The 17401-nt window shown below is 62.8% G+C and carries 20 protein-coding genes and 4 tRNA genes; 15 read left to right on the forward strand and 9 right to left on the reverse strand.

All coding sequences use genetic code 11. The annotated features are described in order from the left end of the window. Positions 1-16 precede the first annotated feature (16 nt). The 7 genes from cysK to C2I19_RS12035 all read left to right on the forward strand — a co-directional run bounded on the left by cysK (position 17) and on the right by C2I19_RS12035 (position 5653). The gene (gene cysK / locus C2I19_RS12005) at positions 17-949 is read left to right on the forward strand and encodes a cysteine synthase A (RefSeq protein WP_103902934.1); all 933 of its coding nucleotides are present in this window, start codon (positions 17-19) and stop codon (positions 947-949) included. 119 nt (positions 950-1068) lie between these two features. After that, on the forward strand, positions 1069-1533 hold the full coding sequence (locus C2I19_RS12010; RefSeq protein WP_103902959.1) for a hypothetical protein: 465 nt from the start codon (positions 1069-1071) through the stop codon (positions 1531-1533). After that, a complete protein-coding gene (locus C2I19_RS12015; RefSeq protein ID WP_103902935.1) occupies positions 1534-1941 on the forward strand; it encodes a YchJ family protein in 408 nt (135 codons plus the stop codon). A 95-nt stretch (positions 1942-2036) separates the two neighbouring features. Beyond that, positions 2037-3152, forward strand: a complete 1116-nt coding sequence (locus C2I19_RS12020; RefSeq protein WP_103902936.1) for a histone deacetylase family protein — start codon at positions 2037-2039, stop codon at positions 3150-3152. Between the two features lie 97 nt (positions 3153-3249). Continuing rightward, the gene (locus tag C2I19_RS12025) at positions 3250-3549 is read left to right on the forward strand and encodes a hypothetical protein (protein ID WP_103902937.1); all 300 of its coding nucleotides are present in this window, start codon (positions 3250-3252) and stop codon (positions 3547-3549) included. A gap of 107 nt (positions 3550-3656) precedes the next feature. Beyond that, positions 3657-3950, forward strand: coding sequence for a hypothetical protein (locus C2I19_RS12030; RefSeq protein WP_103902938.1), 294 nt, complete (start codon positions 3657-3659; stop codon positions 3948-3950). 212 nt (positions 3951-4162) lie between these two features. Beyond that, the gene (locus C2I19_RS12035; protein ID WP_103902939.1) at positions 4163-5653 is read left to right on the forward strand and encodes a C69 family dipeptidase; all 1491 of its coding nucleotides are present in this window, start codon (positions 4163-4165) and stop codon (positions 5651-5653) included. Positions 5654-5685: 32 nt separating this feature from the next. On the opposite strand, the gene C2I19_RS12040 is transcribed toward C2I19_RS12035, so the two are convergent. Then, positions 5686-6165, reverse strand: a complete 480-nt coding sequence (locus C2I19_RS12040; RefSeq protein WP_103902940.1) for a glutathione peroxidase — start codon at positions 6163-6165, stop codon at positions 5686-5688. Between C2I19_RS12040 and C2I19_RS21765 the strand changes: the two genes are divergently transcribed. Further along, positions 6158-6418 (forward strand): hypothetical protein, encoded by a 261-nt coding sequence (locus tag C2I19_RS21765; protein ID WP_146056798.1) that lies wholly within the window; start codon positions 6158-6160, stop codon positions 6416-6418. The two genes, C2I19_RS12040 and C2I19_RS21765, sit on opposite strands and share 8 nt — an antisense overlap. Before the next feature lie 17 nt (positions 6419-6435). Here C2I19_RS21765 and dcd read toward each other — a convergent pair whose 3' ends face one another. Beyond that, on the reverse strand, positions 6436-7008 hold the full coding sequence (dcd, locus tag C2I19_RS12045; RefSeq protein WP_103902941.1) for a dCTP deaminase: 573 nt from the start codon (positions 7006-7008) through the stop codon (positions 6436-6438). Positions 7009-7221: 213 nt separating this feature from the next. On the opposite strand from dcd, the gene C2I19_RS12050 reads away from it, so the two are divergent. From C2I19_RS12050 to C2I19_RS12065, 4 genes are all read left to right on the forward strand, one after another. After that, the gene (locus tag C2I19_RS12050) at positions 7222-7452 is read left to right on the forward strand and encodes a FeoA family protein (RefSeq protein ID WP_103902942.1); all 231 of its coding nucleotides are present in this window, start codon (positions 7222-7224) and stop codon (positions 7450-7452) included. Continuing rightward, positions 7449-9218, forward strand: coding sequence for a ferrous iron transport protein B (gene feoB, locus C2I19_RS12055; RefSeq protein ID WP_103902943.1), 1770 nt, complete (start codon positions 7449-7451; stop codon positions 9216-9218). Before C2I19_RS12050 ends, feoB begins: the two co-directional genes overlap by 4 nt. Before the next feature lie 47 nt (positions 9219-9265). Next, positions 9266-9733, forward strand: coding sequence for a bacterioferritin (gene bfr / locus C2I19_RS12060; protein ID WP_103902944.1), 468 nt, complete (start codon positions 9266-9268; stop codon positions 9731-9733). 378 nt (positions 9734-10111) lie between these two features. Continuing rightward, positions 10112-11062 carry a dihydroorotate oxidase gene (locus C2I19_RS12065; RefSeq protein ID WP_103902960.1) on the forward strand — a complete coding sequence of 317 codons (951 nt, stop codon included), beginning with the start codon at positions 10112-10114 and terminating at the stop codon, positions 11060-11062. A 2-nt stretch (positions 11063-11064) separates the two neighbouring features. On the opposite strand, the gene C2I19_RS12070 is transcribed toward C2I19_RS12065, so the two are convergent. Together C2I19_RS12070 and C2I19_RS12075 are read right to left on the reverse strand one after the other, a co-directional pair. Then, positions 11065-11844 carry a DODA-type extradiol aromatic ring-opening family dioxygenase gene (locus tag C2I19_RS12070; RefSeq protein WP_103902945.1) on the reverse strand — a complete coding sequence of 260 codons (780 nt, stop codon included), beginning with the start codon at positions 11842-11844 and terminating at the stop codon, positions 11065-11067. A gap of 178 nt (positions 11845-12022) precedes the next feature. Continuing rightward, entirely contained in the window at positions 12023-13006 is a 984-nt protein-coding gene (locus tag C2I19_RS12075; RefSeq protein WP_103902946.1) for a recombination-associated protein RdgC, read from the reverse strand. A gap of 94 nt (positions 13007-13100) precedes the next feature. Here C2I19_RS12075 and C2I19_RS12080 point away from each other — a divergent pair. The 3 genes from C2I19_RS12080 (at position 13101) to C2I19_RS12090 (ending at position 13462) form a co-directional block, all read left to right on the forward strand. Further along, positions 13101-13177, forward strand: a tRNA-Pro gene (locus tag C2I19_RS12080). Between the two features lie 72 nt (positions 13178-13249). After that, a tRNA-Pro gene (locus tag C2I19_RS12085) sits at positions 13250-13326 on the forward strand. A 60-nt stretch (positions 13327-13386) separates the two neighbouring features. Continuing rightward, positions 13387-13462 (forward strand) — tRNA-Thr (locus C2I19_RS12090). Between the two features lie 674 nt (positions 13463-14136). On the opposite strand, the gene C2I19_RS12100 is transcribed toward C2I19_RS12090, so the two are convergent. The 5 genes from C2I19_RS12100 to C2I19_RS12120 form a co-directional block, all read right to left on the reverse strand. Next, positions 14137-14484, reverse strand: coding sequence for a hypothetical protein (locus C2I19_RS12100; RefSeq protein ID WP_103902947.1), 348 nt, complete (start codon positions 14482-14484; stop codon positions 14137-14139). A gap of 340 nt (positions 14485-14824) precedes the next feature. Further along, a tRNA-Ser gene (locus C2I19_RS12105) sits at positions 14825-14914 on the reverse strand. Positions 14915-15029: 115 nt separating this feature from the next. Next, a complete protein-coding gene (locus C2I19_RS12110; protein ID WP_103902948.1) occupies positions 15030-16265 on the reverse strand; it encodes a dicarboxylate/amino acid:cation symporter in 1236 nt (411 codons plus the stop codon). A 396-nt stretch (positions 16266-16661) separates the two neighbouring features. Then, positions 16662-16940: a barstar family protein gene (locus tag C2I19_RS12115; protein WP_103902949.1), complete on the reverse strand. Its 279-nt coding sequence runs from the start codon at positions 16938-16940 to the stop codon at positions 16662-16664. After that, complete coding sequence (locus C2I19_RS12120; protein WP_103902961.1) at positions 16931-17374, reverse strand: ribonuclease domain-containing protein; 444 nt, start codon at positions 17372-17374, stop codon at positions 16931-16933. The genes C2I19_RS12115 and C2I19_RS12120 overlap by 10 nt, the downstream gene beginning before the upstream one ends. Positions 17375-17401: the final 27 nt, after the last annotated feature.

The following is a 17401-nucleotide window of genomic DNA, read 5'->3' on the forward strand; positions in this document are numbered from 1 at the left end:
GATGAGGAATAAGATCATGCGCATCGCCAATACCATCACCGACCTGATCGGCAACACCCCGCTGGTCAAGCTCAACCGCGTCGCGGAAGGCGCCGGGGCCACCATCGTCGCCAAGCTCGAGTTCTTCAATCCGGCGCACAGCGTCAAGGACCGCATCGCCGTGGCGATGCTGGACGCGGCGGAAAAGGCCGGAAAAATCGGTCCCGACACCGTGATCGTGGAGCCCACCTCGGGCAATACCGGCATCGGCCTGGCCATGGTATGCGCGGCTCGCGGCTACAAGCTGGTGATCACCATGCCGGAAACCATGAGCAAGGAGCGCCGCCAGCTGCTGAAGGCCTACGGCGCGGAGCTGATCCTGACGCCGGGACCGGAGGGCATGGGCGGCGCCATCGCCAGAGCTAAGGCGCTGGTGGACGAATATCCAGACACCTATTTCATGCCGCAGCAGTTCGAGAACCCCGCCAATCCGGAAATTCACCGCCATACCACCGCGGAGGAAGTGTGGAACGACACCGATGGCCAGGTGGACATCTTCGTGGCCGGCGTGGGCACCGGCGGCACCATCACCGGCGTCGGCGAGGTGCTGAAGGCGCGCAAGCCGGGCGTGCGGATCGTTGCGGTGGAGCCGGACGCCTCGCCGGTGCTGTCCGGCGGCGCCAAGGGCCCGCACCCGATTCAGGGCATAGGCGCGGGCTTCGTGCCGGCCATCCTGAATACTGGCGTCTACGACGAAATCATTCGCGTCAAGAACGAAGACGCATTGCAGACGGCGCGCGAAGTGGCCACCAAGGAAGGCATTCTGGTCGGCATCTCGTCCGGCGCGGCAGTATGGTCGGCGCTGCAACTGGCCAAGCGTCCGGAAAACGCCGGCAAGCTGATCGTGGTGGTGATCCCGTCCTTCGGCGAGCGTTATCTGTCGACGGTGCTGTTCGAGCATCTGGGGTAAGCCGTTTCGCGGTATGCGCTAAGGCCCGGCTGCCGCCGGGCTTTTTATCGCAATCCGTCACGGTCTGTGAAATCCGCGCCATTGACGGCGCAAGGGCCTGACGGGCTACAATGGCCGCCATGAAAAGACTGATCATCGGTTTGACGGTGCTGGGCGGCCTGACCGCCTGCGGCAGCCTGCAACAGATCGCGGCGCCGGTGCATCCTGGCGGCGGCGCGGCCTCGACGCCAACGGTTCGCCCCGCCTCCAGCAAGGTGGACCAACTGCTGGGTGAGGCGAATCGGCTGGCCGATCGCGTCAAGTCTGGCGAGCTGACCCGCACCGCGGCGGCCGACCAGCTTAACGCCGCCCGGCTGCGCATCGTCGGCGGCAATGCCGTGGATAACGACACCTTCGCCTATTACCGCCAGCTGACGGTGGAGCGCGACGCCGGCCGGCTGGATTCCGACGCCTTCCGCGCCAAACTGGAAGCGCATCTGCGCGAATGGCTGCGGCGCTGGCCCAAGTACGCGTCCAAGCCGGCCGATCCTGCCTTCTCCAATTTCCTGCTCAAGTTGTACGGCCTGCCGCCGCTGGGTTACTGAATGAAGTCCACGAAACAAGAGAATGCCGCCTGTCCTTGCGGCGGCGAGAGTCTGGCCGCCTGCTGCGGCCGTTACCACCATCCCGACGCGCCGCCGGCGCCGACCGCCCAGGCGCTGATGCGCTCGCGCTACAGCGCCTTCGCGCTGGGGCTGGAGGACTATCTGCTGGCCACTTGGCATCCGTCCACGCGGCCGGAGAGGCTTGGCTTGGAGGAAGACGCGGGCGTGGTGAAATGGATAGGCTTGGAAATCAAGCGTTGCGAAGCGGGTTTGGCAGGAGACCGCGAGGGCACGGTTGAATTCATCGCCCGGTGCAAGGTGGGCGGCAAAGCCGAGCGCATGCATGAGGTCAGCCGCTTCGTTCACGAGGATGGCCGTTGGTATTACGTGGGCGGCAAAGTGTCCTGAATGGCGCTTGCGCTGGCGCAAGTTTGCCCTGATCAAGGTTTGACCGTTCGTCCGCCATGGCCGGAGCATAGTGTTTTCCATCTATGGAAAAGACCATGCTCACCATCTACTCCGATTCCCACCGTTTGCAGAACGGCCGTTCCGAACTGATAGACGGCACCCTCAAGCCCTGTTTCGAAAATCCGTCCCGCGCCGACATGGTGCTGGCTGCCGTGCGCCGGCGCGGCCTGGGCGATGTCGTCCATCCGCGCAGCCATGGCGCGGCTCCCATCCTGCGCGTACACGACCAAGATTATGTGCGTTTCCTGGAGACCGCCTGGCAGTGTTGGACGGAGCTGGGCCGCGATTGCGACGCGCTGCCCAAGATGTGGCAAATCCGCAGGCTGCGCGAGGCGATTCCCGAGCACGTGGAAGGCCAGCTTTGCTATTACTCGATGGACTGCGGCACCCCCATCACCGCCGGCACCTGGCAGGCCGCCACTGGCGCGGCGGATGTCGCGTTGAGCGGCGCGGAAAGGCTGATAGGCGGCGAACGCGCGGTGTTCGCGCTGACCCGGCCGCCAGGCCATCACGCCGCGCGTGACTATTGCGGCGGTTATTGTTTCTTCAATAACGCCGCCATCGCCGCCCAGGCGCTGCGCGACCACGGCCTGCGCCGGGTGGCGGTGCTGGATGTCGATTATCACCATGGCAACGGCACCCAGGACATTTTCTACAACAGATCCGACGTCTTGTTCCTGTCCATCCATGGTGACCCGCGCACCGAGTACCCGTTTTTCCTGGGCTTCGCCGACGAAAAAGGCGAGGGCGAAGGCTTGGGCTACAACTTCAACTTTCCGCTGGCGGCGGGCTCCTGCGTCAGCACCTGGTTCTTCGCGCTGGACTGCGCGCTGGAGCAGATCGCCCGCTTCGGCGCGGAGGCGCTGGCGGCGGGCTCCTGCGTCAGCACCTGGTTCTTCGCGCTGGACTGCGCGCTGGAGCAGATCGCCCGCTTCGGCGCGGAGGCGCTGGTGGTGTCGCTGGGCGTGGACACCTTCCGCGGCGATCCGATCTCGCGCTTCCAGCTGGACACGCCGGACTTCCTCACGCAGGGGGAGAGGCTGGCGGGACTCAAGCTGCCCACGCTGTTCTGCCTGGAGGGCGGTTATGCCGTGGGGCCGATAGGCGACAACGTGGCCAACGTTCTGGCCGGTTTCGAGTCGCGCGGCTAGCGCAGATTTTTAGGGTGGCTTGGCCTATGGTCAAAGAGTCTTCGCTGCGGATGGGGACGCCGCGGCGGGAGCGCGTCATGGAGGATGGGGAGGATTGATGGGGAAGAGCATTGATAGCCTGATCGGCAGGCTGGGCGCGCCGCGCCCGCCTCTGGACGGCATGCCGGCCGCAGCGCAACGCAGCGTCGCGGCCTCGTTGTCCGGCGAGTTGGCCTTGGAATTGCTGGCTTTGGCCGCGGTGTTTGAAAACAATAGCGAGGCGCTGGCGGGCGAGCTGCTGGGCGCCGCCATCGCGGACGCGTGGGAGGCGCTTGATGATGGGCAGATGCTGCGCGCCACCCAGGCCTGCCGCGACATCCTGAGCGGCGCCGCCGGCGGCGGCATGCGTCGGCACTGAGGAGGGAGGGCGCCGCCGGACGCGGGATGATATTCGCGCCCAGGCGGCGAAGGGAGACAAGGAGCCAAGCTTGGCCTTGGCATAGGGCAACGCAAAGGAAGGAGGGCATGATGGGACTGGCATTGAAAACCCTGCTTGAAGCGCTGGAAAGCCAGCGCGCGGGCGACGTCGAGCTTGTCGCGGAACTGGACATCCCCGCGGTGCGCGTGCTGGAGGTGCCGCTGGATCTCACGGCTTGCCGCGAGTTGCGCGTGCTGGCTCAGGTGTTCAATGGCGAACAGTCCGCGCTGGCCGCGGCGGTATTGCGCGCCGCCTTGCTGGACATGCAGGCGCATCTGGACGACGAGCTGGACCAGCTGGCGCATTCCGCGCGCAGCGCCTTGGATGACTGCGCATCCTGAAGGTGGCGGCCATGCATGGCGGACAAGGCCGGGCGCAACGCCCGGCCTTTTGCTTTGCAGCAATTTTACCGGCAGGCGACATCGATATTTGTAAAGTCGAAGCGGCGGATTCGCGCCGTTGACGCCGATCAAGCGGAGGGCGGGAAAGAGATGGGCATGCCGGGACGGCAGGCATAGCATCGCTGCGATCATTCTAAGCAGGAGAATCTGTCATGCATCGCCAATCCCGTTTCACCTTGATGGCCGCCGCCGCGCTGGCCTTGTTCGGCGCCGACGCGGCGCTGGCTTGCACCTCGCTCGTCGTCGGCAAGCAAGCATCCAGCGATGGCTCGCTGATCGTCGCGCGCAACGAGGACTATTACATCAATAACTGGAACAAGCGCGAGGTGATCCATCCGCGGCGGGACGCGGACAAGGACGAGCAACTGAGCTTCAAGAACGGCCTCAAGGTGCCGGCGCCCAAGACCTTGTACCGCTATACCGGCCTGATGGACTGGAACGGCGACACCCTGAGCGGCGACGGCCTGTATGAAGAGCGCGGCGTCAACGAATTCAATGTGGCGGTGTCCGCCAGCAATAGCGCCCAGATCAACAAGCAGGCCGCGGCGGCGGATCCGCTGGTGGACAGCGGCGTGATCGAGGCGGCGATTCCCTCCCTGATCCTGCCTCAAGCCAAGAGCGCGCGCGAGGGTGTGGCGCTGTTGGGCCGCTACATCCAGCAATACGGCGCGGGCGAGGGCAACGGCGTGCTGATCGCCGATCCGGACGAGGCCTGGTATCTGGAAATCGGCTCCGGCCATCACTGGCTGGCCTACCGCGTGCCGCAGGACCGTTATCTGATCGTCGCCAATGGGCTGCGCCTGCATGGCCTGGATCTGCATGACCAAGCCAATGTGCTGTCCAGCCCTGGCCTGGCGGACTTTGTCCGCCAGCATAAGCTGCTGCCTGCAGTGGACGAGCGCGCTTTCAATTTCGCCAAGGCCTTCGGCGTGACCGGCGACCCCTACAACGTGGACCGCGAATGGCTGGCCCAGCATAGGTTGACACCGTCGCTCAAGCAGGCGACAAGGCAGGATCAATACCCCTTGCTGCAGAAGCCCGATCATAAGCTGTCGGTGGCCGATGTGGCGGGCTTGCTGCGAGCCGACTTCTCCGGCACGCCGCTGGCTAAGCGCAGCGACGCCGAGCGGCCGATAGGCATGGACCGCACCATAGAGTCGCATATCTTCCAGCTGCGGGCCGATCTGCCCAAGCCGTTCGCGGTGCTGACCTGGCAGTCCTTCGGCAGCCCGGCCGGCGCGGTTTTCGTGCCCATGTACGAGAACGCGCTGAGGGATGTGGCCGCGCCGTTGCGCGCCGGCAGCGCGCAGTATGAGGGGCAATCGGCCTACTGGGCCTTCCGCGGCAACGCCACGCTGGCCCAGACCAATCCGGCCAAGTACGGGCCGGTGCTGAGGGCTTGGCAGAGCAAGGCGGAGGGGCAGTTGCAAGCCGGCCAGCCGCATATGGACGCCATGCTGAAGCAGCTGTACGCCGCGAATCCGGAGACGGCGCTGGGCCTGGCCAATCAGTGGAGCAACGGCGTGATGCTGTGGGCGGTGCAGTCTGCGCGCGACGTCAACCAGTCTTTGCTGACCGATATGACCAAGGCGAGCGAGAAGAAGTACAGCCCGGATGAGCTGGAGAAGATCAAGAATCTGTAAGCGCAAGGAGACAGGGGCCGCGGCCCCCTGTCTCATTGCAACAGCTCGGCGATGCGCGCGGCCAGCTCCGCCGGCTCGGTTTGCGGTGCGTGGCGCGAGACGACGCGGCCCTGCTTGTCCACCAGGAATTTGGTGAAGTTCCACTTGATCATTTCGCTGCCCAGCAGGCCGGGCTGCTGCTGCTTCAGATAGCGCCACAGCGGGTGGGCGCCGTCGCCGTTGACGTCCACCTTGTCCGCCATGACGAAGTCCACGCCGTAGTTCTTCTGACAGAACGCGCCGATCTCATCCGCCGCGCCCGGTTCCTGGGCGCCGAACTGGTTGCAGGGAAAGCCGATCACGGTCAGGCCCTGAGGAGCGTAGTCGGCATGCAGTCGCTGCAGCCCGGCGTATTGCCCGGTGAAGCCGCAACGGCTGGCGGTGTTGACCAGCAGCAGCGCGCGGCCGCGGTAGTCGGCCAGGGATTGCTCGACGCCGTCCAGGCGGCGGAAGGAGAAGTCGTAGATGTCCATCGATGGGCTTTCCGTTTGCATGGAAACGATAGATGCGGACGGTATGGCAGATAGACAAGGGGCGGGCATAAAAAGGGGGCGCAGCGGCAAGGGGGAACCGCGACGCCCCAAGAAGAAACAGCTTGCTGTGCAAAGGGTCGGCACAACCGGGATGTCAGCTAACCCTTTGTTTAGCCTAGAACAGATGGCGCAAATTGCGAGGGAGATTTTTACGCGCAAAACAAAACAGGATGGCCTTAGCCATCCTGTTTGAGCGGGATCGGACGGGGCTCAGGGACGCGGCAGGGTGACGCCCACCTGGCCCTGGTATTTGCCGGCGCGGTCCTTGTACGACACGTCGCAGACTTCGTCGGATTCGAAGAACAGCACCTGGGCCACACCCTCGTTGGCGTAGATCTTGGCCGGCAGCGGCGTGGTGTTGGAGAATTCCAGCGTCACATAGCCTTCCCATTCCGGCTCGAACGGGGTGACGTTGACGATGATGCCGCAGCGGGCGTAGGTGGACTTGCCCAGGCAGACGGTCAGCACGCTGCGCGGAATGCGGAAATACTCGACGGTGCGCGCCAGCGCGAAGCTATTGGGCGGAATGATGCAATAGCCTTTGCCGGAGACTTCCACGAAGGAGTTCGGGTCGAAGCTCTTGGGGTCGACGATGGTGCTGTTGATATTGGTGAACACCTTGAATTCGTCGGCGCAGCGGATGTCGTAGCCGTAGCTGGAGGTGCCGTAGGAAATCAGCTTTTGGCCGTCGGCGGCCATTTTCACCTGATTGGCCTCGAACGGCTCGATCATGCCTTGTTCGGCCGCCATCCGGCGTATCCACTTGTCCGATTTGATGCTCATGGTCGTTAGGCCCGTGTGTCGTTTATCTCGATGAAACAATTTTAACCGTTTTGGCGAGGTTTGCGGCGTCGGCTTGGCGGCGCGCGCAGCCCGCCAAGCCGTTTGACCTTGATCAAGCCGTCCGGCGATTGCGGCAAATTGCCGCAGGATCGGTGAGCGGCCTTCGATATAATAATGCAAATTATTCCCGTTATTGTCAGGACAAGAATCATCATGTCGTCCCTGGATATCTTCCCCGCCGGCGGCCATGGCGTCGTCGAGCGCTTGAATCTGGCCGAGGAGGCGTTTCGCCGCGTGGCGGCCTTCGGCCTGGTGCCGGGCTGCCGTTTTCATTTGCGCAAGATCGCGCCCTGGGGCGGCCCGCTGTTGTTGGAAGTGGGGGCCACGCGCTTCCTGCTGCGCCGCAATTTGGCGCGCCTGATCGACGTGAGGGCGGTTGCATGAAGCGCTTCGCCCTGATCGGCCTGCCCAATACCGGCAAGTCCACGCTGTTCAACCGGCTGACCGGCATGTCGCAGCGCGTGGGCAACTGGCCCGGCCTGACCGTGGAGCTGATCAGCTCGCGGCTGCTCCTGGGCGGCAAGATGGTGGAGCTGATCGACCTGCCCGGCGTCAACGACCTCACCGGCTATAGCGACGACGAGGCGGTGGTGCGCGACGTACTGCTGTCCACGCCGTTCGACGGCGCGGTGCTGGTGCTCAACGCCAGCCAGCTGGACCGCCAGCTGCCGCTGGCGCTGCAGGTGATCGCCAGCGGCCTGCCCTGCCTGGTGGCGCTGAACATGGCGGACGAGGCCAAGTTGCTGGGCGTGACGGTGGATGTCGACGCGCTGGCCGAAAGGCTGCAGGCGCCGGTGGCGCTGGTGTCGGCCAAGCGCATGGAGGGCTGGCCCAAACTGATGGACGGCTTGAATCGGCTGGCGGCTCGCACGGAGCCGGCCGTTCACGCGCAATTGGAGACGGTGCCGGAGGCGCAGCGCGCCATCGACCTGTCTCGGCGCAAGTTGGAGGGCTGCTGGCGCTTGCCGCCGGTGTTGCCGGTGTTGTTGACGGAAAAAGTGGACCGCTGGTTGCTGCACCCTTGGCTGGGCCTGCCCTTGTTCTTCGCCTTTATGGCTTTGCTGTTTAATCTGACCTACCAGATAGGCACGCCGCTGCAGGACGCGGTGGGTGGCGGGCTGGATTGGGTCAAGGACCAGGCGCTGGCGCCGGCCATCGCTTCCTTGCCGGCCATCTTGCAAAGCCTGCTGCTGGACGGCGTGTGGCAGGGCGTGGCCACGGTGCTGACCTTCGCGCCCATCCTGTTCGTGTTCTTTGTGCTGATGGCCATGGTGGAGGATAGCGGCTACCTGGCGCGAGCGGCCTTCCTGACCGACGCGATGATGACCAGGCTGGGCCTGGATGGCCGCGGCTTCGTGATGCAGCTGATGGGTTTCGGCTGCAATGTGCCGGCCATCATGGGCACCCGCGTGATGCGCGAACGCAAGCAACGGCTGCTGACCATGCTGGTGATCCCGTTTTCCTTGTGTTCGGCGCGGCTGCAGGTAGTGGTGTTCTTCGCCGGCATCCTGTTCAGCAAGAGCCAGGCGCCGTGGGTGGTGTCCGGTCTCTACTTGATGACTTTCGTCGCCGCCATCGTCACCGCATGGGTGTTCAAGCATCGCTACCGCGGCGACGAGGCCTTTCTGCTGGAAGTGCCGCCATACCGGCTGCCGGGCGCGCGCCACATGCTGACGCGGGCGACGGGCGAGGTGAGCGCCTTTCTGCGCTTGGCCTCCACCTTCATCCTGGCCGGCGTGGTGATGGTGTGGCTGCTGACCCATATCCCGGCCGGGCACGGCAAGACCCTGGCCTATGCCTTGGGCGAGGCGCTGTCGCCGGTGCTGAGCCCGATAGGCATACGCGCCGAGTTGGCGGTGGCGCTGCTGTTCGGCTTCATCGCCAAGGAAATCCTGCTGGGCAGCCTGGCGGTGATCTACGGCGTGTCCGAGGCCGGCCTGGGCGGCGTGCTGGTCCAGCATCTGGACTGGGTGTCGGCGATGAGCTTCCTGATCTTCACGCTGGTGTACGTGCCCTGCCTGTCCACGGTGGCGGCCATGCACCGCGAGTCCAAGAGCTGGCGCTTCGCCGCGATGTCGGTCGCCTGGTCGGTGTTGCTGGCCTGGAGCCTGTCTTTCGTCTTCTACCAGGGCGTGCATCTGCTGCGCTGAAGGCCTAGAATAATGGATTGCGTGACCCAGAACGACAGGATAAGAACATGAAGGGCGATCCCAAGACCATAGCGCTGCTCAACGAGCTGCTGGCCGAAGAGCTGTCCGCCGCGGACCAGTATTTCATCCATGCCGAGATGTACAAGGACATGGGGTTGCACAAGCTGTTCGAGCGCATAGACCACGAGCGCGAGGACGAACTGGAGCATGCGCGCACGCTGATCGCTCGCACCCTGTTCCTGCAGGGCCGCCCGGATGTGGCGCGCCGCGTCGCCATCGAGGTGGGCGAGGATGTGCCAGCCATGCTGAAGGCGGATCTGGCGGTGGAGTACCGCGTCGGCGCGCTGTTGAAGCAAGTCATCGCCCATTGCGAAAGCGTGCGCGACTACGTCACGCGCGACGAGCTGATGGTGCTGCTGGAAGAGACCGAGAACGACCACGCGCACTGGCTGGAGCAGCAACTGAAGCTGATCGAGCTGATGGGCGTGGAAAACTACCAGCAGTCGCAAATGTAAGCTGGATAGTTTTTGAAGGGTTTTGTCGAATGCCCGGCCTTGAGCCGGGCATTTTCATTGGGCGGCCTTTCGAGCGGAGACGATCGTCTCTGGATTGCCTCGCCCTCGCGGGGGTAGCCGTGTTCCGGACCAAGCCGAGGTTGATGAGCAAACGGTGTTTTGTTTGGATGTCGCGTTCTTGATGGTCAATTCCGTCGCGCGGATTTGAAACCAGGCTCGCGCCCGCCCCGGGTCGGTTTGCGCCATGTTTTGCCGCAGGGAAGCCCCTCTCCCCTTGCGGGAGAGGGGGGCGCATTCGCTCAACCTTGACCCCGCTCAGCGCGACGCCGGGCTATTGCCTTGATAATGCGGCGATTTCAATTCCAAGCGGAGCGCGCCATGCCTGATTTTTCCCCTGTCGACCTGTCTGTCACCTGGCTGGGCCGGACCATGCCTGGCTGCCTGTACAACGCGTCCGGCGTGTGGTGCCGAGAGGAGGACGAGTTGGAGGCTGTGCGCGCCTCCGCGGCCGCGGCCCTTATCAGCAAGAGCGCCACGCTGGCGCCGCGCGAGGGCAATCCAGAGCCGCGCTACCATCGCACGGCGCTTGGCAGCATCAACTCCATGGGCCTGCCCAACCGCGGCTTCGCCTATTATCTGGATTACGCGCGCCGCTACGATTACGCCTGCGGCAAGCCGCTGTTCCTGTCCTTGTCCGGCATGACGCTGGAGGACAATCTGACCATGCTGCGCACGCTGGCGGCGGCGGGGCTGCCGGCCATCCCTGAGATCAACCTGTCCTGTCCCAATGTGCCGGGCAAGCCGCAGCTGGGCTATGACTTCGTCGCCACGACGGAGGCGCTGAACGCTTTCGATCAAGCCTGGCCGGGCCGCTATGGCGTCAAGCTGCCGCCGTATTTCGATCAGGCGCATTTCGCTGCCATGGCGGAGATCTTGAACCGCCATCCGCGGCTGGCCTTTGTCACTTGCATCAACTCGATAGGCAATGGCTTGGTGGTGGACATCGACAGCGAGGCCGTGGCGATCAAGCCCAAGGATGGCTTGGGTGGCCTGGGCGGCGATTATGTGCTGCCGACGGCGCTGGCCAATGTGCGGGAGTTTTACCGCCTGTTGCCGGGCAAGGACATCGTCGGCTGCGGCGGCGTCAGGAGCGGGCGCGAGGCCTTTATGCACATCCTGGCCGGCGCGCGCGCGGTGCAGGTGGGCACCTGCCTCTATCACGAAGGTCCGGCTGCCTTCGCCCGCATCGCCGCGGAACTGGCGGAGTTGATGCAGGCCAAGGGCTACCGCAAGCTGGATGACTTTCGCGGCCGGCTGCGCACGCTGTAAGTCTAGTCGAAGCGCCAGCACGCCATGGATAGCGAGCCGCTGCGCCAGTCGTCGTGCAGCTTGATGGGCGGGGCATCGTCGCTGGCGGCTCCCAGCGCCACCAGCAGCGGCTGGAAGTGCTCGTCGCTGGGGTGATTCTCGCGGGCGTGGGGCGCTTGCCGCTGCCAGGCGATCACGTCGTCTCGCCGGTTTTCCAGCAAGGCTTGGTCCATCCAGTCGGCGAAGCCGGTCGCCCACGGCGCGGGCGCGCTGCCGTCGCGGCCCAGCTCCCATAGATTATGGGTGTAGCTGCCGCTGCCTATGATCAGCACGTTTTCCTCGCGCAGCGGCCGCAAGGTGCGGCCCAGCGCGTAATGTTCCTCCGCGCCGGCGCGATGATGCAGCGAAACCATCACGAGAGGTATGTCGGCCTGCGGAAACATCAGCATCAGCGGCGTCCACATGCCGTGGTCCAGCGGCCGCTCGCGCGTGATGGCGACCGGCAGGCCGGCGTCGTCCAGCAGGCCGGCGACGCGGCCGGCCAGTTCCGTGTCGGTGGCGGCCGGATAGCGCATGGTGCGCAGAATGGGCGGGAAGCCGCCGAAGTCGTACATGGTATCGGGGCGCGGCTGCAGATTGACGGCGTATACGCGCTCCTCCCAGTGGGCGGATACGATGACGATGGCGCGCGGGCGCGGCCAGTCGCGGCCCAGTTGTTCCAGGAAGCGGCGGGTGGGGCTGTCTTCGATCGGCAGGGTGGGCGCGCCGTGGGAGAGGAATAAGGCGGCTTGCGTGGTGTTCATGATGGTGTGCCTGCAATGGTATATGGCGACAGCTTACGCCGCGGCAGGTTCTGGAAAAACGGCGGTTTTCTCACTTAATTGTTTCCATGGGATAAACAGTGAGGCGGGCGTTGCGCGCTTTCATGGCGAAGACGCAAAAAAACCCGGCCAGGCCGGGTGTTATTGCTTGAACGGAAGTTCAATCCCAGGGCACATCGGCGGTATCGCCAGAATTCGCCGAGGGCGCGGCGGCCGGCGCGCTTGCCGCGCTGGGCGACGTCTGGCTGTCTTCCAGGCCTCCCAGGGCTTCCACCAGCGCTTCCACCAATTCCCCCAGCTCTTCGTTCATCAGGATGAAGGTGGCTTCGAACAGGCTTTCACGATCATCGCCGGCGTGGCTGGCTTCGTCCTGCAGCACGTCCAGAAACTGGATGCGCTTCAGTTGCAGGGTGTCGGTCAGCTGGAAGCGAATCTTCTCGTTCCAGATCAGGCCCAGCTTGGTGGCCTGCTTGCCGGTGGCGATATGCTGGCGGATCTCGTCGCTGGTCAGGTCGATGCGGCTGCAGCGCACCACGGCGCCGTTCTCGCTGCCGTCCTTCAGCTCGCAGTCCGCGTCCAGCTCAAAGCCGCCGGGCGCTTCACCGGCCGCCAGCCAGTCCGTCATCGCGGTGTGCGGCGCCAGCTTGGTCCGCGGCAGGGCGGCCGGAAACGGCGGCAGCGCCTCGCGCAGCTTGGAGACCAGCGCCTCGGCCTTGCTGGAGGAGCCGGAGTCCACCATCAGCCAGCCGCGGGCGATGTCCAGATAGGCGCTGGTACGGCCGCTGCGGACGAAGGCGCGCGGCAGCAGGTCGTCGGTGACCTGTTCCTTCAAGGCCTGCTTTTCCTTGCGGCCTACCTTGCGCAGCTCCTTGTCCTCGATCTCCTGCGCCTTCATTTCGACGAAATCGCGGATCACCGAAGCCGGCAATACCTTGTCTTCGCGCCGCATGGAAACCAGCAGGCTGCCGCGCGTGGCATAAACCGGCGCGTCCAGATGGCCGGCTGGGGCGACCCAGCCTTCGCTGAACCAATCCAGGCCCATGCAGGGTTGAAACGGACGTTTTTCCAATGCCTGCAACAGCTTATCGGCGTCCACCAGGCTTTCGCCGCTCAATCGATAAAAAGATAGTTGCCTAAACCACATATTTGTTCCATAATGCGCGTCCTCTGAAGCCGTTGATTGTACCGCAGCAAGCGATGCAGCAGCAGATTTTCAGACAAGCAGTTTAGCCGGTCGTCGGAGTGTAGCTTAGCCTGGTAGAGCGCTACGTTCGGGACGTAGAGGCCGGAGGTTCGAATCCTCTCACTCCGACCAGTTAAACAAAATGCTTGTCAGTGAATTGCAGATGAGATATAGTAGTTTCCCTCGGCGCAAGTCGAAAAGAAGCGGAGTGTAGCTTAGCCTGGTAGAGCGCTACGTTCGGGACGTAGAGGCCGGAGGTTCGAATCCTCTCACTCCGACCAGAATTTAAAAAGCCTTGATTTTCAAATTCAGAGAATCAGGGCTTTTTTACAGATTGGTTTGCCGGTATAGCTCAGTTGGTAGAGCAGCGCATTCGTAATGCGAAGGTCGGGGGTTCGACTCCTCTTACCGGCACCATTAAGATCAAGACCCAAGGTTTAGGCCTTGGGTCTTTTCTTTTGCGTTGCTTGCGCGTTAAGGTATTTGGTTTGATTTGGCGCTGCCGGCGTTAATCGGATTTTGGGAAAATTTAAATAAATCGCTTGCCAAGCTGATTTTTTGAGAGTATAGTTCGTTTCTCTCGAGACGCAATGCGGAGCGAGAGGTGTTGGCAGTTAGCTCAGTTGGTAGAGCATCGGATTTTGATTCCGAGGGTCACAGGTTCGAGCCCTGTACTGCCTGCCAGAGATATCAAGCATTTAGGCCCGTTCAGATGAGCGGGCCTTTTGCTTTTCTGAAGGGCTGTAGGCCTATTTTAGACCGTAGCGCCGGGAGGCCTGTTTGGTAACAGTTTGGTTTATGGCCTAGCGGCTCGCGATGCTTTGCTGGCATGTCTCATTTTGGGCTGTCTATCGCGGCTGCTGTTTGAAATCGCAGTTGCGGAAAGCTGGCGCCAATCTGTGTTTATGTCCTGCTGGCCAGTGGGTGGGTCCGGCATTGAGTCCATCTAGAAACGTCCTCAAAAACTGGGGTGTCGGACCTGTTCAAATTTGAGCTGGTCGACTTCCTGCAATGCAGTAACACATTTGTCGCACATCTTGCTGGCTGGTGATTCCAAAGCTCGATGCGTCTCTTCCGCAAGCTGGGAAAGGCTAGCGGCGCTCGGTGGTGGTAAATCCGGCGTCGCGCAGGCGCGCTTGCAGTGGCGTCAGGCAGTCTTCCGCGGTTTCGGTGCCGTAGCGTGTTCCGCAGTACCGCAGGAATGCTTCGCGCTTGCCTGCTGGAATAGTCCCCGCCATAGCGTCGGCCGGGGTAATGGGCGACTCGAATGTCAGCGCGAGCGATGGCCGGTGCTTGAGAAATAGAGCGGGCCGGGTGTCTGTATTGTATTCATGCGCTGCCGGCGGCATGTCTATGCCGACGGCCGGCCAGGCCGTGAGCGCGAAAGTTATCATGACAGCGGCGACTTGCTGCTGCTTGCTCAGTTGCTTCCAGTTCATTGCTTGAGTCTCCAGGGGCTGCGCCATTGGCTTGCACTTGTTCGTTTTGCGGCGCGCGAAATGGTTGAGGCGTGCTTGGTTTAGTCCTTGGTCGAGTGAAGTTGTTCATCATGGCCGGCGTCGCTGTTTTGGCTGTGCTGCTGATGCCTGCCGTTTGCATGCCTAAAGCTGGACGATGATCTTCCGCAGGTGGGGGGGCTTGGCTGTTTGTTTGGATAGCGGTTGAGAAAGATCAGGCTTTGGCCTGCCAATCATGTATTGGTGTCGCTTGGGCGTGTGTTGGGGGTGGGTGATGAAAAACAAAAAAGCCCTGATTTCTCAGGGCTTGTTTGCGTTCTACTGGCGGAGAGGGAGGGATTCGAACCCTCGGTACGCTCGCACGTACGCCTGATTTCGAGTCAGGTACATTCGACCACTCTGCCACCTCTCCGGTGTCAGTCGAGGAGCGCATTATGGGTGGGGCGGGAAATTCTGTCAATAGAATTTATAGCTCACCTATAAAAAACGCCACCGCGAAGGGTGGCGTTGGCGGGGGCGAAAGCAGCTCAGTGGCGCTTCAGCTCGCCTTCCCATTTGGCGACCACGGCGGTGGCGATGGAGTTGCCCACCACATTGGTGGCGGAGCGGCCCATGTCCAGGAAGTGGTCGATGCCGAGCAGCAGCAGCAGGCCGGCTTCCGGGATATTGAATTGCGCCAGCGTGGCGGCGATCACCACCAAAGAGGCGCGCGGCACGCCGGCCATGCCCTTGGAGGTCAGCATCAGGATCAGCAGCATGGAGATTTCCTGCGCCAGCGTCAGATCGATACCGTAGGCCTGGGCGATGAAGATCACTGCGAAAGTGCAGTACATCATCGAGCCGTCCAGGTTGAAGGAGTAGCCCATCGGCAGCACGAAGCTGGCGATCTTGTTGGACACGCCGAAGCGCTCCAGTTGTTCCAGGGTTTTCGGGTAGGCGGCTTCGGAGCTGGCGGTGGTGAAGGACAGCAGCAGCGGTTCCTTGATCATGCCCATCAGGTGCAACAGGCGCGGGCCGACGATCAGCACGCCGACGGCGATCAGCAGCGCCCACAGAATGCCGATGGACAGGTAGAACTGGGCCATGAACTTGCCGTAGGTGCCGAGGATGGACAGGCCTTCCTTGGCCACGGTGGCGGCGATGGCGCCGAACACGGCCAGCGGGGCGAAGTTCATCACGTAGCTGGTGACTTTCAGCATCACGTGGGCGATCACGTCGATGACGTCGATCAGCGCCTTGGAGCGTTCGCCCAGCGCGGCCATCGCGCTGCCGAAGAACACCGAGAAGATCACGATCTGCAGGATTTCGTTGTTGGCCATCGCCTCGAACACGCTCTTGGGAATGGCGTGGGTGACGAAGTCCTTCAGCGAGATCGCGCCGGCCTTGATGCCGGAGTCGGCGTGCAGGTCCGGCAGCGGCAGATTCAGCGCCACGCCCGGCTTCAGAATGTTGACCATGATCAGGCCCAGGGTCAGCGAAACCAGCGAAGCGCTGATGAACCAGGCCATGGTCTTGCCGCCGATGCGGCCCACCGATTTGGCGTCGCCCATTTTTGCGATGCCGACCACCAGCGTGGAGATCACCAAGGGGGCGATGATCATCTTGATCAGGCGCAGGAAGATGTCGGTGAGGATGGACATGCCGTCGGCGAAGGATTTGATCGCGGCGGCGTCATTGCCGGCGTACTGACGGAAGAAGTAGCCAGCCAAGATGCCCAGCAGCATCCCGGCCAGGATGAAGGCCGTGAGTTTTTTCGACTTCATTAGAGTTGTTCCTGTCTGTGACGATTCTAAACGAGCGTAGCGTTTTCGTAACATGACATTCGCGTGGCGATCCTGTCGCGAAAACGCGCCGGAAGTCCGGCAAGCAGCGAGAAGTTGGCCGGGTGATTTATTGTTTTTAGACCCGATTACGAGGAATTCGCCTGCAATTGTCTGACAGGCGGGGCCGGCCGAAGGGAAGCGATTATAGTGCGTTAGCGCTGGCTTGTCTTGGCAGGATTTCGGTAATTGCTTTTCAGATTCGAATGTGCATGGCGCTATTTTATGGCGCAGGTGGTTCTTTTTTGCGGAATCGGGACGGGAGGCGGCTGGTAGCGGGATTTTAAGCAATAAAAAGGGCGGCCATGGCCGCCCGTGTAGTGGCTGGACAACACGCGCCTAGTGATGGATGTCCAGCGTGACGTCGCCGCGTTCTTCCGCCACGGCCTCCAGGATTTCCAGAATGGTGGCGTAGAGGTCCGCGCCCAGCGCCAGCTTCGCTTCGTCTGTGTCGCGCCAGACCAGTTCGAACGGGCCTGCAACGTCTTGGCTCAGGCTGTCGTACAGCGCGTCCAGGTTGCGGCCGAAGTGCGCGGGCAGCCGCAGCTGCCGGCTCAGTTCGTCAAACAACTGCTCCAGGCTGCGGATGCCGCGCAGCTCGCAAACGATTACCGACATGGCGCTACCTCGATGAAGCTGTTGTAGTGGTCTACTGTGACGAAGCGCTGGCCTTGCTGGCTGAAGATCAGTCTATAGGCGCCGCGTTTGCCGCCTTTATAGTTCAAGTCCGCTTCCTGCCACTTGCCGGCGGGCAGGCGTTTTTCATAGTTGCCGAAGCGGTCGCCGCCTATGGACTTGCCTTTCAGATCCGGCTGCTTCCACAGGCTGCGGCCCGGCTGCCAGCCTGCGGCCTGGGCTTGGCGCTTGGTGACGAATTTTTCCGGCAACTTGCCGTCGCGGTTCAGGCTGCTCAGGGTGTCGGCCAGTTCGGTCGCGTTCAGGCGATTGCCGACTTGGCGATTGGCCTGGGCGGCGGCCTCGGTGCAACTGGATTGGGCCAGCGCCGGCAGGCTGAAGGCGGCCAGCAGTAGCAGGAGAGATGTTTTTTTCATGTTGCGCGTGCCGTTCATGAGAGGGAT

Source organism: Chromobacterium alticapitis, from assembly GCF_002924365.1.
Lineage (GTDB): Bacteria > Pseudomonadota > Gammaproteobacteria > Burkholderiales > Chromobacteriaceae > Chromobacterium > Chromobacterium alticapitis.

Excerpts from the sequence above, each read along its gene's own strand:
- cysK (WP_103902934.1), top strand. The coding sequence starts at position 17 with ATGCGCATCGCCAATACCATCACCGACCTGATCGGCAACACCCCGCTG.
- C2I19_RS12010 (WP_103902959.1), top strand. The coding sequence starts at position 1,069 with ATGAAAAGACTGATCATCGGTTTGACGGTGCTGGGCGGCCTGACCGCC.
- C2I19_RS12015 (WP_103902935.1), top strand. The coding sequence starts at position 1,534 with ATGAAGTCCACGAAACAAGAGAATGCCGCCTGTCCTTGCGGCGGCGAG.
- C2I19_RS12020 (WP_103902936.1), top strand. The coding sequence starts at position 2,037 with ATGCTCACCATCTACTCCGATTCCCACCGTTTGCAGAACGGCCGTTCC.
- C2I19_RS12025 (WP_103902937.1), top strand. The coding sequence starts at position 3,250 with ATGGGGAAGAGCATTGATAGCCTGATCGGCAGGCTGGGCGCGCCGCGC.
- C2I19_RS12030 (WP_103902938.1), top strand. The coding sequence starts at position 3,657 with ATGATGGGACTGGCATTGAAAACCCTGCTTGAAGCGCTGGAAAGCCAG.
- C2I19_RS12035 (WP_103902939.1), top strand. The coding sequence starts at position 4,163 with ATGCATCGCCAATCCCGTTTCACCTTGATGGCCGCCGCCGCGCTGGCC.
- C2I19_RS21765 (WP_146056798.1), top strand. The coding sequence starts at position 6,158 with ATGTCCATCGATGGGCTTTCCGTTTGCATGGAAACGATAGATGCGGAC.
- C2I19_RS12040 (WP_103902940.1), bottom strand. The coding sequence starts at position 6,165 with ATGGACATCTACGACTTCTCCTTCCGCCGCCTGGACGGCGTCGAGCAA.
- dcd (WP_103902941.1), bottom strand. The coding sequence starts at position 7,008 with ATGAGCATCAAATCGGACAAGTGGATACGCCGGATGGCGGCCGAACAA.
- C2I19_RS12050 (WP_103902942.1), top strand. The coding sequence starts at position 7,222 with ATGTCGTCCCTGGATATCTTCCCCGCCGGCGGCCATGGCGTCGTCGAG.
- feoB (WP_103902943.1), top strand. The coding sequence starts at position 7,449 with ATGAAGCGCTTCGCCCTGATCGGCCTGCCCAATACCGGCAAGTCCACG.
- bfr (WP_103902944.1), top strand. The coding sequence starts at position 9,266 with ATGAAGGGCGATCCCAAGACCATAGCGCTGCTCAACGAGCTGCTGGCC.
- C2I19_RS12065 (WP_103902960.1), top strand. The coding sequence starts at position 10,112 with ATGCCTGATTTTTCCCCTGTCGACCTGTCTGTCACCTGGCTGGGCCGG.
- C2I19_RS12070 (WP_103902945.1), bottom strand. The coding sequence starts at position 11,844 with ATGAACACCACGCAAGCCGCCTTATTCCTCTCCCACGGCGCGCCCACC.
- C2I19_RS12075 (WP_103902946.1), bottom strand. The coding sequence starts at position 13,006 with ATGTGGTTTAGGCAACTATCTTTTTATCGATTGAGCGGCGAAAGCCTG.
- C2I19_RS12100 (WP_103902947.1), bottom strand. The coding sequence starts at position 14,484 with ATGAACTGGAAGCAACTGAGCAAGCAGCAGCAAGTCGCCGCTGTCATG.
- C2I19_RS12110 (WP_103902948.1), bottom strand. The coding sequence starts at position 16,265 with ATGAAGTCGAAAAAACTCACGGCCTTCATCCTGGCCGGGATGCTGCTG.
- C2I19_RS12115 (WP_103902949.1), bottom strand. The coding sequence starts at position 16,940 with ATGTCGGTAATCGTTTGCGAGCTGCGCGGCATCCGCAGCCTGGAGCAG.
- C2I19_RS12120 (WP_103902961.1), bottom strand. The coding sequence starts at position 17,374 with ATGAAAAAAACATCTCTCCTGCTACTGCTGGCCGCCTTCAGCCTGCCG.